Source organism: Rhodococcus sp. FG69 (assembly GCF_057808915.1).
The window spans coordinates 146813-159088 of sequence record NZ_JBMDIX010000011.1 but is presented as its reverse complement, the minus strand read 5'-3'; the positions used below and the strand labels follow the sequence as shown (position 1 = coordinate 159088).

Annotated in this window: 15 protein-coding genes; 5 read left to right on the top strand and 10 right to left on the bottom strand. The window is 61.1% G+C overall.

What is annotated here, in order from left to right:
• Positions 1 to 36: 36 nt before the first annotated feature.
• A complete protein-coding gene (locus ACODSO_RS11330; RefSeq protein WP_489037052.1) occupies positions 37 to 396 on the bottom strand; it encodes a LysR family transcriptional regulator in 360 nt (119 codons plus the stop codon).
• 136 nt (positions 397 to 532) lie between these two features.
• Positions 533 to 1273 (bottom strand): SDR family NAD(P)-dependent oxidoreductase, encoded by a 741-nt coding sequence (locus ACODSO_RS11325; RefSeq protein WP_489037051.1) that lies wholly within the window; start codon positions 1271 to 1273, stop codon positions 533 to 535.
• A 137-nt stretch (positions 1274 to 1410) separates the two neighbouring features.
• Between ACODSO_RS11325 and ACODSO_RS11320 the strand changes: the two genes are divergently transcribed.
• A complete protein-coding gene (locus ACODSO_RS11320; RefSeq protein WP_068368039.1) occupies positions 1411 to 1863 on the top strand; it encodes a MarR family winged helix-turn-helix transcriptional regulator in 453 nt (150 codons plus the stop codon).
• 103 nt (positions 1864 to 1966) lie between these two features.
• On the opposite strand, the gene ACODSO_RS11315 is transcribed toward ACODSO_RS11320, so the two are convergent.
• Positions 1967 to 2647, bottom strand: coding sequence for a TetR/AcrR family transcriptional regulator (locus ACODSO_RS11315; RefSeq protein WP_068368040.1), 681 nt, complete (start codon positions 2645 to 2647; stop codon positions 1967 to 1969).
• Positions 2648 to 2925: 278 nt separating this feature from the next.
• Between ACODSO_RS11315 and ACODSO_RS11310 the strand changes: the two genes are divergently transcribed.
• Positions 2926 to 3330 carry a RidA family protein gene (locus ACODSO_RS11310; protein ID WP_068368045.1) on the top strand — a complete coding sequence of 135 codons (405 nt, stop codon included), beginning with the start codon at positions 2926 to 2928 and terminating at the stop codon, positions 3328 to 3330.
• Between the two features lie 204 nt (positions 3331 to 3534).
• Here the strand turns inward: ACODSO_RS11310 and ACODSO_RS11305 are convergent, their stop codons facing one another.
• The 6 genes from ACODSO_RS11305 to ACODSO_RS11280 all read right to left on the bottom strand — a co-directional run bounded on the left by ACODSO_RS11305 (position 3535) and on the right by ACODSO_RS11280 (position 7974).
• The gene (locus tag ACODSO_RS11305) at positions 3535 to 3957 is read right to left on the bottom strand and encodes a nuclear transport factor 2 family protein (RefSeq protein ID WP_489037050.1); all 423 of its coding nucleotides are present in this window, start codon (positions 3955 to 3957) and stop codon (positions 3535 to 3537) included.
• Positions 3954 to 4076: a hypothetical protein gene (locus tag ACODSO_RS11300; RefSeq protein WP_269455165.1), complete on the bottom strand. Its 123-nt coding sequence runs from the start codon at positions 4074 to 4076 to the stop codon at positions 3954 to 3956. Before ACODSO_RS11300 ends, ACODSO_RS11305 begins: the two co-directional genes overlap by 4 nt.
• Positions 4077 to 4108: 32 nt before the next feature.
• On the bottom strand, positions 4109 to 5281 hold the full coding sequence (locus tag ACODSO_RS11295) for an alpha/beta hydrolase family protein (protein ID WP_489037049.1): 1173 nt from the start codon (positions 5279 to 5281) through the stop codon (positions 4109 to 4111).
• Complete coding sequence (locus ACODSO_RS11290; RefSeq protein WP_489037060.1) at positions 5232 to 6620, bottom strand: APC family permease; 1389 nt, start codon at positions 6618 to 6620, stop codon at positions 5232 to 5234. Before ACODSO_RS11290 ends, ACODSO_RS11295 begins: the two co-directional genes overlap by 50 nt.
• 17 nt (positions 6621 to 6637) lie before the next feature.
• The gene (locus tag ACODSO_RS11285; protein ID WP_489037048.1) at positions 6638 to 7033 is read right to left on the bottom strand and encodes an amidase family protein; all 396 of its coding nucleotides are present in this window, start codon (positions 7031 to 7033) and stop codon (positions 6638 to 6640) included.
• A gap of 311 nt (positions 7034 to 7344) precedes the next feature.
• Positions 7345 to 7974, bottom strand: coding sequence for an IclR family transcriptional regulator domain-containing protein (locus tag ACODSO_RS11280; protein WP_288438582.1), 630 nt, complete (start codon positions 7972 to 7974; stop codon positions 7345 to 7347).
• A 249-nt stretch (positions 7975 to 8223) separates the two neighbouring features.
• Between ACODSO_RS11280 and ACODSO_RS11275 the strand changes: the two genes are divergently transcribed.
• Positions 8224 to 8373: a hypothetical protein gene (locus ACODSO_RS11275; protein ID WP_157894436.1), complete on the top strand. Its 150-nt coding sequence runs from the start codon at positions 8224 to 8226 to the stop codon at positions 8371 to 8373.
• A 60-nt stretch (positions 8374 to 8433) separates the two neighbouring features.
• Positions 8434 to 9300 carry an aldo/keto reductase gene (locus tag ACODSO_RS11270; RefSeq protein ID WP_047040723.1) on the top strand — a complete coding sequence of 289 codons (867 nt, stop codon included), beginning with the start codon at positions 8434 to 8436 and terminating at the stop codon, positions 9298 to 9300.
• A gap of 125 nt (positions 9301 to 9425) precedes the next feature.
• On the opposite strand, the gene ACODSO_RS11265 is transcribed toward ACODSO_RS11270, so the two are convergent.
• Positions 9426 to 10640, bottom strand: coding sequence for an integrase catalytic domain-containing protein (locus ACODSO_RS11265; RefSeq protein WP_157894437.1), 1215 nt, complete (start codon positions 10638 to 10640; stop codon positions 9426 to 9428).
• 354 nt (positions 10641 to 10994) lie between these two features.
• Here ACODSO_RS11265 and ACODSO_RS11260 point away from each other — a divergent pair, with 354 nt between their 5' ends.
• The gene (locus ACODSO_RS11260; protein ID WP_047040730.1) at positions 10995 to 12236 is read left to right on the top strand and encodes an IS110 family RNA-guided transposase; all 1242 of its coding nucleotides are present in this window, start codon (positions 10995 to 10997) and stop codon (positions 12234 to 12236) included.
• The last annotated feature ends 40 nt before the right edge of the window (positions 12237 to 12276 follow it).

Here is a 12276-nt window from a genome sequence, read left to right as displayed (position 1 = left end):
CGAGAATCGACGGAAAACTCGAGCCGACACGCCGACCTAACAAAGTACTACTAGGACCGTGATTCCGTAATCGCTTAGCAGAACACCAAATTCGCGCGTCGACTGCGCAGGGTCGAACTCGGGTTGCGCGGAGAAGACACGCTCGACGCCATCGAGGGCAAGGCCGGTGCGTTGACGAAGTTCGGCTGCCAGCGGAGTCAGGTGGTATTCGTTGCCGACTCGGTAGAGCAGTTCGTCACCGAAGTGTCGTCGCAGGCGCGCCAGGGAAGCTGACAGCGCGGGCTGGCTCAGGCTCAGTTGCTGAGCGGCTTTGGTCACGCTCTTGTGCTGTACAAGAGCGTCGAGCGAGACCAGCAGGTTCAGATCGAGGCTCGCGACACTGATCACCTTGCGCATCCACGCATCCTAACTGTGCAGTGTCGCTTGCCCCGTGGAGGAATTCGATCTGATCGGAGATCTTCGTGCGCCGATTGCGCAGCGTGTCTTGAGCTGCGGGTCGAATGAAGGCGACTTCTGTGGGAGCGAGGGCCGGTCAGATTGCGGTGCGCCCACCGTCGACGGGGAATGTGCTGCCGGTGACGTAGCTCGCCCGCTCCGAGGAAAGGAACAGGATCATTTCTCCGATCTCGGTCGGCTCCGCTGCCCGTTGCATGGCGGTTGTCAGGCCGACCGTATCGAACCAATCCCGCGGTGCGGCAGCGGTGTAGGTCGGTCCGGGTGCGACGCTGTTTATTCGGACACCTCGAGCGCTGTATTCGGCCGCCCATGATCGTGTCAACGATTCCAAGGCCGATTTGGTGGCACCGTAGACTGCCGCCCCGGGAGTTCCGACGGCTCCGGCCATACTGCTGACGTTCACGATGCTGCCGCTACCGCGCTCCGCCATTCCGGGCGCGATGCCAGCGACGAGAAAAAACGCTCCGCGAATATTGGTGGCGATCATCTTGTCGAAATCGGTGGGTGTGAGCGCTTCGGTCGGGCCCAAGATCGCCGTCCCTGCGTTATTGACGAGAATGTCGACAGGACGCGCACGGGCCACGTCGAGGACATCGTCCAGTCCGGATTGTTCGCCCACGTCCGCACTGACGAACTCTACTGAGCCGCCCTCGGCGGAAATCCTGTCGCACAACGCCTCGCCGCGTTGTCGGTCACGACCGACCGCCACGACGTGAGCGCCTGCAGCCGACAGCCCGTGCGCCACTGCTCCACCAATGCCAGCCGTTGCGCCCGTGACCACGGCAGTCTTTCCTGAGAGTCCGTATCTGTCATGCATCTGATGACCCCTTGCGTTTGTGATGTTGTCGTCGGTTCGGCAACTCAATGGAGAGTACATGCTGGTGCATAATATGCAAATGCATAGGTTGATGACACATAAATTGTGCTTGCATACGATGTGGGTACAATCAAGGTATGCCGCAACCATGGACAGAGGATCAGCTCGCACGGGCGTGGCACGACTTGATGGGTAGCTACCACACAGTTCTGTGCAAGCTCGATGTGGCGCTCAAGCGTGATCACGACCTCAGCTCGAGCGAGTTCGAGGTACTGCAGGTTCTCTATTCGGATCGCGAGGCCGAAGCTGTTCGGATGAACCAGTTGAGCGAGCAGGTGCATCTGTCGCAGTCCGCGTTGTCGAGGTTGGTTGCGAACCTGGAGGGTGACGGGCTGGTGGTCCGGGTTATGGCATCGAGTGATCGGCGTTCGGTAGTTGTGTCGATCACCGAAGAAGGCCGGCAGCGGTACGTGGACGCGAAGCCGACACAGCGTCTTGTCCTGCGGGAGCACGCGTCCGAGTGCTTGCCGCCGGGGGCGGAGCTTGCGGATCCGACCGGCGCTGCCGGAAGCGTGTGCGGCGCAGGATAGTCAATTCTTGGACGTCGCTGCGCCGGTCGTGAAGCGGTGTTCTGGAGACCTCGATCGACTGTGCGGCATCAGGTTTCGACCGGTGTGTGTGTCGGGTGGTGTTTCAGCCGCGGTCCGGCCGGTTCATTGCTGCCCACACGTGCTCGTGCGTCGGTGGATCGGGGAGGGGTGCGGCGTGATCTGCTCGATACGCCTGAATCATCAACGCTACGTGGCGCTTCCATGCGTCGGGTGCGGCATTGCGCATACCGCTGATGACGCCGGCGTTAGAAAGTAGGAGAAGTACGAAGTCCTGTGTGACGAAGTCGTTCCGCAGTGTGCCCTCGTCTTGGGCGCGCCTAACGATTTCGGCGAAGCCGTCAGCTGTGCGTCGGCGCTGTTCTTCGAGGCTCGGCGACTCGGGGAAAGTCAGCGTCAGCACGTCACGAAGGCCGATGTCCGATGCCTGCATTGCGCACGCCTCGTTGACGAATTGACAGAAAGCCGACCAGCCGTCCGGGAGCTCGAGCGCATCTCGCACCGCTTCGCTGTATCGGCGCATCTTGTCCTCGAAGCTCGCCGCAATGAGCTCGTCTCGTGTCGGGAAACGTCGGTACAGGGTAGCGATACCGACGTCAGCCCTCTCGGCTATCGCTTCGAGGGGAACATTGAGCCCGTGCTCGGCGAAGAGGGCACGTGCTGCCTTCAATATCCGCTCTCGGTTTCGCGCTGCATCTGAACGGAGTGGCTCCGCCGACCCGAGTTCGGGAGGGGCGACGGGTCGTGGTTCTTCGCGTTGCGCCATCGTCCGTTTTGCCTTTCGAAATTTCGTGCAAGCACGAGATGGCGGGTCTGCACCGCGGTGGCCTGCGAGTCAGATCTGATCGTACGCAGTCGATACCGGACCGAGGCTGTGCGTCCGGTTGAAGGGTGTGCGTCCGGTTGAAGGGTGTGCGAGATCTTACGCAGGGGCTGCTAGCGGTCCGTCCTAAGTGGAAGTCTTCCTCCGAATCCGACGTATGCGTGCTACGCTCGATTCGGAGGATAACCTCCACTTAACGATTCGCTTCCGAAAGGATGACAATGACTGTCACCGAACCTTCCACCCGCTTTCTGGCACAGGCACCACACGGGTTTTCCAACGTTGTCGAAGTGTCCGGAGGTCGACTGGTATTCATCACCGGCCAAATGGCGCTCGACGCGGCAGGCTCCCTGGTGGGGCCCGGAGATTTCGAGGCCCAGTTCGAGCAGGCGTTCAGGAACATCGAATCTCAACTCGCTGTCGTGGGCGCGACCTTCGACAATGTGGTCAAAATTTCGGTCCTGGCGGAGGAAGGATTCGTGGAGAGTGCCCACAAGTTCGGCGAAGTTCGAGACCGGTTCGTCAACACGACGAATCCGCCTGCGAGCGCTATCGTTCTCACGCCGAGGCTGGTTCACCCTGGAGCGCTCGTCGATATTTCCGCGATAGCTCATTTGACGGAGTGAGTCGAGGTGTCCCCCGCCGCAGGCGAGGTCGGGCGCTTTGACCTCGTGTGCCTGACACGAGTGATCCCGCTTCCCGCGAGCTCGATAGAGGTCGATCACGGTGTCGATTTCGTCTCCGCGCGAGGGCAGGGTGCCGTATCGCTCTCGTGGCTCGGCCAGGCCACTTCCGTTGAGCGAGTAGGTGGTCGAACCGACAGGCTGGGCTCAGGCCCCATCCCCGGTCATCTCCATAGGGACGTTGTCACTGACCACCGAGATGATTCGCCAGAGGGCGTCGACGCATGCCAAAAGAAACACGTCGATAGCATTCGATGGTTCTTGGTGAGTGAAGTTCATCGTAAAGTTCTGGTGCACTACTGCGACGGAGCCAAATATGTCAACGGTTCGGGTTGTTGGCGTCTCTGTATAGCCGTGGTCGCTGAGGCTGTGTTGCATCTGCGCTCGACTGTATTCCTCTAGGCTCATCACGGTGATTGCGTCATCCTGTGGAAAGACGCGGAGCGCAAGGGTTGCAGATGGGACGAACAACCGGCAGAAGTCCTGCCATTGAGGCTGCTCTCCTGGCTCGAATCCGATCAATTCGTAAGCTTCGTCGACAATCGAGCCGATTCGTTCTTGTTCGGTCACTGCATCACTCGCGCATACAGTGTCGGGTCGATTTTCGGCAGCGCAACGCCGGTGCCGGTGTGCGCTCCGACATCTTCGACGGTGATCTTCGCATTGTGGTGCTTACCGTTATGGGGCATGCCTCGTCCTTTCAGAGCGCCGGGTGCGTAGTTCACGCCGTAGCCGGCCGGGGATCGATGACGAAAGCCCCGATCTCGCGGTGGGCAAGCGCCTCGCTGATGTTGCCGTGCAATAACTCTCGTGCTTCGATGTTCGATCTCAGGTGGGCGTCCATGTGTGCCGTGATGAGACCTCGCCACGCCTGATGCGCCTCGGCACCTGGGACAATTTCGTTCGCGGGTACGACCGATGCGGCGACGAGAGGCCAGTTGCCGCATTCGCGTTGTGGGAAGAGTGCGGCAATTCGGTGTGCGAATTCGCGCAGCCACTCCTGGCCGGTGTCGATGTCGTCCACGAAGTGATTGTGATCGGCGGATTGCAGCACCACCATTTGCCGATCATGGGTAGGGACACGACGGAGAAGTTCCAGCTGACCGTCGAGTGGCAGGAGCGCATCGCGATCGGCGGCGAGTAGGAGTGTTGCAGCCGGTTGCTTCCAGTCCAGGTCCAGAAGTGCCCTGAACAGGTTGGATTCGTTCGGGACCACGGGGGAGCGCCCGCCGGCGGGGCACATGGGGACGACGGCTGCGATCCGGGCGTCGCTCGCCGGTGCTTGAAGTGAACTCCAGCCCCCGAAGCTTGCGCCGGTGATACCGACCGCACTGACGTCGACATCGAGAGATGCTTCGGCTCGGTCGACGAGGAAAGTGATGTCGCCCTTCCGAGCATCTGCGATTGCTGTCAGGTGATGGTGCAGCGCGTGCGCGTCGGTGGGCTGCGTCTGGGCCGACAAGAATGCGTCGACGTCGGTGTACGTGCTCAGGACAACATCCGGCGAGACAACGATGTATCCGTGACTGGCCAGGTGGGTTCCGATGAACGTCGACTCGCGCCGGAAGCCGGCCCAACCGTGGATCAGCAGAATCAAACGGTGGGGTCCTGGTAGTGCGGGTGCGTTGCGTATCGCTGCTTGTTTCGAGAGCTCGACGTCCGTGTCGTTCTCTGTGACCCAGCCTGGAGCGAACGAATCCTGTCGTTGAGGATCTAGGTCGTGACCGCGGACTTCGTCTGTGGCCGGGTACCAGATTTCGACGGGTAGCTCGCGGTTGCGCTCGTCGTCGAACCACGAGTGCGTACGCCTACAGGATGTCGTCCGCGATCGAATGAGTTGTAGGTCATGAAGACTCCTGGTTGTGCTGATCTGGCGATGATCTGGGGTGCGCACTGTGCGGGCTTGTGTGATCGCGGCGGAGGAGTGCCCACGCCATCCCGCCGAGGAAGAGAAGGAACATCAGGGCCGAAACAATCAAGTTGGCAGCGCCGGTGCGTGCGGTGAACAGTTCGATATTTGCGATGATTGCTGCGATGATTGCTGCCAGGCACGCGGCGGCCAGTCCTGAGGTGACGAGGACGACGGTTCTGGTTCGGGATGGGGTACGACGGTAGAAATAGCAGATTATTGCGATGCCGGCCAGAAGTTCGAGGAGAGGAATTCCGATGATGGCGGGGGTGCTTCCAAGGATGTACAGATCGAGGTAGGGATCCCCGTTGAAGAATGCGAAAGCGGTGATGACGACGAAAGTCAGTGCGGTATGCGACACGCTTGCTTTCCATGGCGTTCTCGACTTCTGGCGAATTGTGTTGAGCCACTTCGGGGCCATGCCGTTCGACCCCATGGTCGCCAGGTAACGCGCGGTGGCGTTGTGGAACGCGAGGATGGAAGCGAACCAGCTCGCAACTATCAAGACCTCGAATATTCTGACTGCCCAGGTGCCGACATATGTCTGAGTCGCTGTGAAGAACATGGTTGTCGGATCTGTGGCGGCGGCCGAGACTGCACCGATATTTCCATACGCTGTGATTAATGCCCATGTGACAAAGGAATACAGTGCCGCCAGCGCCACTATCACGAGGAATGTTGCACGTGCGATGGAACGCTTGTTCTTGACTTCATCGGAATAGATCGCAGTCGCCTCGAAGCCTGCGAAGGCAGCGAAAGTGACTGCGAACATTGCGCCGCTGTGCCCTCCGAAGACTTCCTTCGGTTGCCAGGGTGCGATCGAGGGGCCCTCTGCCCCTCCTTGCCACACAATGACGCAGGCCACTACGAGGAGCATGGCGATCTCGACGACGATAATGGCCCCGAGGACCTTGGCGTTGGCTTCGATCCTCAGGATGCCGAACACACCCATCAATGCTGCGACTCCGAGCGCCCACACTGTCCAGGGCACCTCGAAGCCCAGCAGATCTTGACTCGCGATGTCCGCGAAGACAGCGAACGCACCAGTGGCACCGATCGCTGCAAGGGCGTAGGTCGCGACTGCAACGTACGCGGCTCCCACTCCTGGGACCCGGCCGATGCCTTCGACAACGAATTCGTAGAGTCCGCCGATCTGTTGGACCCGTTGGGCCATGGCGACAAAACCGACGGCGAAGAGCAAGAGGACGACCGCGGTGACGATGAAGGCACCTACCGTGCCGATGCCGCCGCGTCCGATGGCCAGGGGAACGGCACTGAGCACGAACCCCACGGGAGCCGCAGCTGCCACGACGAAGAAGAGCAGGTGTGGGGTGCCGAGGGTCAGTGTCGGTTCCGATGGCCACGTCCGCCAAGCCGGCGGCGACCGCTGCCGCGGTTCAGGGGGTTTCCCACGGCGCCGAAGTCGCTGCTGGTGCTGAAAGGACCATAGGCCAGGGCATGCAGGTTGGCCGTTCCGATGATGACGGCACCGGCTGCACGAAGGCGAGTGATGACCGCGGCTTCGGATCCGGCTTCCATGCGGAAGGCCCCGGTAGCGCCCGAGGCGGCCCACCCGTTGATACGCATGATGTCCTTGACGGCCACGATGGCCCCGCGAGCAACAACATCGCTCTTGGAGTCGCCGGTAATGTCCGAGAAAGCTTGCAGCTTCTGGGTATCAGCAGCCTGCATCCGCACGGTGATGTTCCGGCGGTCTCCCTTGAAGGGCTGTGGCATGGCATCCTCATTCCTTGGTTTTCCATGGACATTCTCCATGGAATCGGAATCAGGTTCCCTTAAGTGGGATGTCGCTGCCGTGTCGCGCCAATCGCCTCGCAGTCGTTCCCGCAGGTCGACCCCGTTATTCCCGCGCGAGCGTAGGTCCTCGGCTAGGCTGCACGACGTTGATGGTGACATGGTTCCAATATGTCACAAACTCAAGAAATTTTAGTTATGGAGCAAGCTGCGGCTTCGAGGTTAGCGCTTCCAGGCCCGCCGAACGACGGCTTCGACCTCGGCAGCATCGGCTGTTGAGCCGATCCCGGAGTTCAAGGCGCCCCGGAACAGGTTCCTAGTTGCCAGGAGTGATCGGAAGTACTGTCCTCGGCGGTCGATTCGTCGAGCCTGCACGCCAAGGAACTTAGCAGCTTCAGCTCCTGGTCGGCCAGCGACCAGCCTTGCTCCCGGGCCGCGGTTATCCTCTTCCGGATTTCCTCGCGGTCGATCGCGGTGTTGCCGGTCAGGCTTTCCGGCACCAGGGCTTCCAGATATTCATCAAGCTCCCCCTCGGTGAGCCCGGAGAGAAGGACGCGCCCGGTCGCCGTCGCGTACGCCGGCAGGCTGGTGCCGATGATGATGTTGACGGTCAGGACGCGGTCGGCGTGGACCCGGTCCACGTAGACCACGCTGCCCCGGTGCAGCACCGTCAGCGATGCTGTCTCGCCAGCCTCCTGCACCAGCGACGCAAGGTGCGGATGGGCCACCGCCAGCAGCTTATGGCTCAGCAGATAGGCATCCCCGATCTCCAGCACTGCTAGCCGCAAGGAATAGCCACTGGCGTCGTAGGACAGATAACCCAGGTATTCCAGGGTGAGGATGAATCGCCCCGCCGCGGTCCTGGCGATCCCGACGAACTCGGCAACATCCGAGACCGACAATGGCCTGTCCTGGCTGCTGATAGGCCTTCAGCACGGACAAAGCCCGGGCCAACGCCTCGACATGGCCCGGGTCGCTCTTCTTCAAAAGGGAGGCGGTCTCCGGGAGGCTTGGCCCTATCCGAAGCTATCTCATGGCGATGCGTTTAATGGCCCCCACTGGCGAGGATTACAGGCCAGACGGCGCTGGGCGGGCGGCTACCACTGCCACACCGGCAGATCTCGCCAGTTCTCTGCTGAACGGAATTAACATCTGGACAGCAGTTATGCGTTGTGCTTCACTTGCTGGATTACGGCGACCGTGCCGAGCTGCCGCATCTGGCCAGTCTGTTCGACATCGACAACAAGTGTGGCGGCGGCGTTGGCTTGCAGGAGGCAAACGCCTACCTTGAGCTGACCGCACCCGTGATGGCCCAAACATAAAGAGCTGAGGCTTCAGCCGTTTAGCAAACTATCGACAGATCCGAAAGACGAGGCCCTCCGATGATAAATGAAACGAGTACGGCTCCGAGACCAGGTGCGACCTCAAGGCTGCCCTTGCTGAACGGACACAGTATGCCGCGGATCGGCCTCGGAACATGGCCGATGCTGGACGCCGAATGCGAGCAAGCCGTCCGCTGTGCCGTGCAGACCGGCTACAGGCTGGTCGACACGGCCGTTCAATACCGCAACGAAGAAGCCGTGGGCCGCGGCATCAGAACCGCCGGCGTCCCGCGGGCGGAACTCTTTATTTCCAGCAAGTTCAACAAGGAGTCCCACAGCGTCGACGGCGTCCGTCGGGCGTACGACGAAAGCCTGCGGAAGCTTAGGGTCGACTATCTGGACATGTTCATGTGCCATTGGCCGGTGCCGGCGCTTGGCGCGTATGCGGAGGCATGGAAAGGCCTTGTAACCCTGTTAGAGGAAGGCGCCGTCAAGGCCATCGGCGTCTCCAACTTCAAGCCGGCCCACCTGAGGAAAATCATCGAAGCGACCGGAGTCGTTCCGGACGTCAACCAGATTCAGCTAAGTCCTGCTCTGGCGCGCACACAACCGCGTGCGGTCCACCGGGAGCTGGGAATCCTCACCCAATCCTGGAGCCCGATCGGCCGTGAATCCGGACTGCGTGCGAACCCCCTTGTGGTGGCCATCGCCGACCGTCTGAACAGGTCACCTGCCCAGGTCCTGCTGCGATGGCACATTCAGCAGGACCTGGTGCCCATCCCGCAGGCTTCGGACCCCGTCTGGTTGAGAGAGAACATCTCTGCGTTCGATTTCACCCTGACCGCCGACGACATGAACGATCTGGCCCGCCTGGATATGGGCGAAACTGCTGCGCGGGACTCAGATGCTGCGGAAAACGGTCACTGAATCCCGGCCAACGGACGCGGTCCGGCGGGGCCTCGGCCACTCGGCCGACTGGGGCCGTGGTGCCTCATGTCAAGATGCTCGCCAAATGATTCCTGCGTGCCTCATCTATTGTGCTCGCGAAAGTCTCATGCTGCGTGGGGTGCTTGGGAGTAGGTCTTGGCGGCGGCCAGCCGGATGAGTCGCTGCTGGATCTCGTTGATCCGGTTCGTCAGGCCGGCCAGGTCCAGACTGGCGTAGAGCTCGTCCAGGTAGTGACGTTGGGGTTCGAGCATGATCCCGGTGTCCTTGATCCGGTCTGCCGGGGTCCGCGGGTCGTCGTAGCTGCGCACTGACTTCCCCTTGCGGCTCAGGTGATATCCGGTGACTTTCTTGGTGGGCAGGAACAGGTTTTTGCGCAGGTTCACCAGCGGCCAGAGCTCGTTCAGGAGCCCCAATTCAGCATCGGTGTCGTAGCGGTAGTTGAACGCCGAGCGGCGGACGACGGCCTCGTTTTTCTGCTCCACGAACGGGTTGTCGTTGGAGTGGTGGGGCCGGGACCGGGTCATGCGGATGTTATGGGCATTGCACCAGGTAGTGACCGGATCGTTGAGGAATTCAGAGCCGTTGTCGCTATGGATGTGGTCGATGGGGTATGGGAATTCGTCCAGGATTTCATCCATCGCCTTGACCACCCATTTGGCGGCTTTGTTCTTGATCGCCCGGTTGCTGGTCCAGCCGGTGTACACGTCCGTGGCGGTCAGTGTGAATGCGTACTGGCCTTTGGCATTGTTGCCGCAATGCGCGACCGTATCGATGGCAACCAGGCCAGGCTGCCAGTCAATATCCGGGATGCGGGACATGATCGGGATCGACTCGGTGTACTGGTTCCGCCGCGACCTGGTCGTGGACTTCCCGTCCGGATACATCGAGAGCTTGAACGGTGCCAGCAGCCGGTCGATCGTTGCCGCGCTCATCGCCAGCAACTGGTCATGCACTGCGGGGCTGTAACGGGCCCGCACCCTCCCGAAAGCGCCAGCGCGGATATGGGCGTCCATGTTGGCCAGTGTGGTGCCCATGACCGCGGCCAGGTACTTCCCGCAGGGCTGCCCAGCCACGACCCAGACCTGCTGGAGCACCTTCACCGTGTCATAGCCATACGTCGGCGGTCTCGGCTTGCGCACCTCCATACGGGCCGGGCCCCGCCGCTTGAAGGCCCTGCCCAGCTGCCGCCGGGCATTCGCCCTCGACCAGCCCACCTCCGCCACCAACCGGTCCAGGATCTCGCCCTTGGCCTTCTTCGACGCCGCCACATACGCGCCGGCTTCCTTCTTAGTGATTTCCCTGCGCGCAGACAACGTCAACCCATACATCCCTCCAGCACACCAAAGCACCCGACCATGCACCAGAGATTTCGCGAGCATTTCCCAAATGAGCGTGCCAGCGCCGCTGCGCGCCGTGGGTGTCGAAAGTCCCTCTTGACGCACCTTGCCTCTGGTGAATCGGATGGCTCAGCGGGATGATGGTGGTGTCTGCCGTGTCCGACGCCGGTCGTTCCTTGGTGCTGTTGTTTGGCCCGTAAATGAGCGTGGTGCGGAGGGTTCCACGGGAACCGTGGATTGTTGCTGTGAGCACGAGTATTAGAGTCCTGATTTAATTCCACCCTCTACATGGCAGGCATCACCACCCATTGAAACAAGCAGGTTAGGAGGTGTCCCGTGGACTTGGTTCATGAACGTGCCGCGGGCATTGATATTTCCAAGGGTGACGCGAAGGTCGCCATCCGGTCCCCGGGCAAGCGTGCCGGGACTTTTTCCACCGAGGTCACCACCTGGGGTTCCACCACCAATCAGATCCTCGCCCTGCGGGACATGCTGGTCGCCGCGAAGGTCACCACGGTGGTCATGGAGGCAACCAGTGATTACTGGAAGCCGTTCTACTACCTGATGGAGGACCTCCTGCCAGTGATGCTCGTCAATGCGAAGGCGGCCCGCAACATTCCCGGGCGAAAAACTGACGTGTCCGACGCTTCCTGGTTAGCTCAGCTCGGTGCGCACGGGCTGCTGCGCCCTTGTTTTGTCCCGCCTCAACCGATCCGCGTACTTCGGGATTTGACCCGGGCACGAACCATCGCCACCCAGGACCGGACCCGGGAAGTCCAACGACTGGAGAAATTTCTGGAGTCTACCGGCCTTAAGCTCTCGGACCATGTTTCGGACCTGATGGGTGTCTCCTCCCGGGCCATGCTCAAGGCACTTATCAAGGGTGAGCGGGATCCGCAGGTGTTGGCTGACCTGGCTCGGGGGCGCATGCGCGTGCGGGTTCCCGAGCTCGTAGAGGCGCTGACCGGACGCTTCGAGGTGCACCATGCTTATCTTTGCAACATGCATCTGGAACGCATCGATTCCATCACTCGGTGCGTCGAGGAACTCACCACCCGCATCAACGAGGCGATGGAACCCTTTCAAACGGCACGGGAATTTCTAGCTACCATTCCCGGGGTCTCCACCCTCGTGGCCGATGTCATCATCGCCGAAACCGGGGCAGACATGAGCTCCTTCCAGAGCCCGGGCCGACTCGCATCCTGGGCGGGCCTAAGCCCAGGATCCAACGAGTCTGCCGGCCGGGCAAAGTCCACCAGGACCCGACCTGGGAACCGCTATCTCAAGGGCGCTCTGGGCGTCGCGGCCTTGTCGATTTCCAGAAACCCCAAGAACAGCTACCTCGGGGCACGCTATAAGAGACTCATTGTGCGCCGCGGCAAGATGAAAGCCATCGTCGCCACCCAACACTCCATCCTCACCGCCGTCTGGCACATGCTCGCGGACGGCGAGTGCTACCACGACCCAGGATCCGACTTCTTTACCAAAAAGGACCCCACCCGCACCAAGAACAACGCCATCCGCCGCCTCCAAGAACTCGGCTACAACGTCACCTTAAGTAACCAGGAGGCAGCCTGACCCACCTTACTTTCGTATTAGGCACGCACCCCATTTCGCG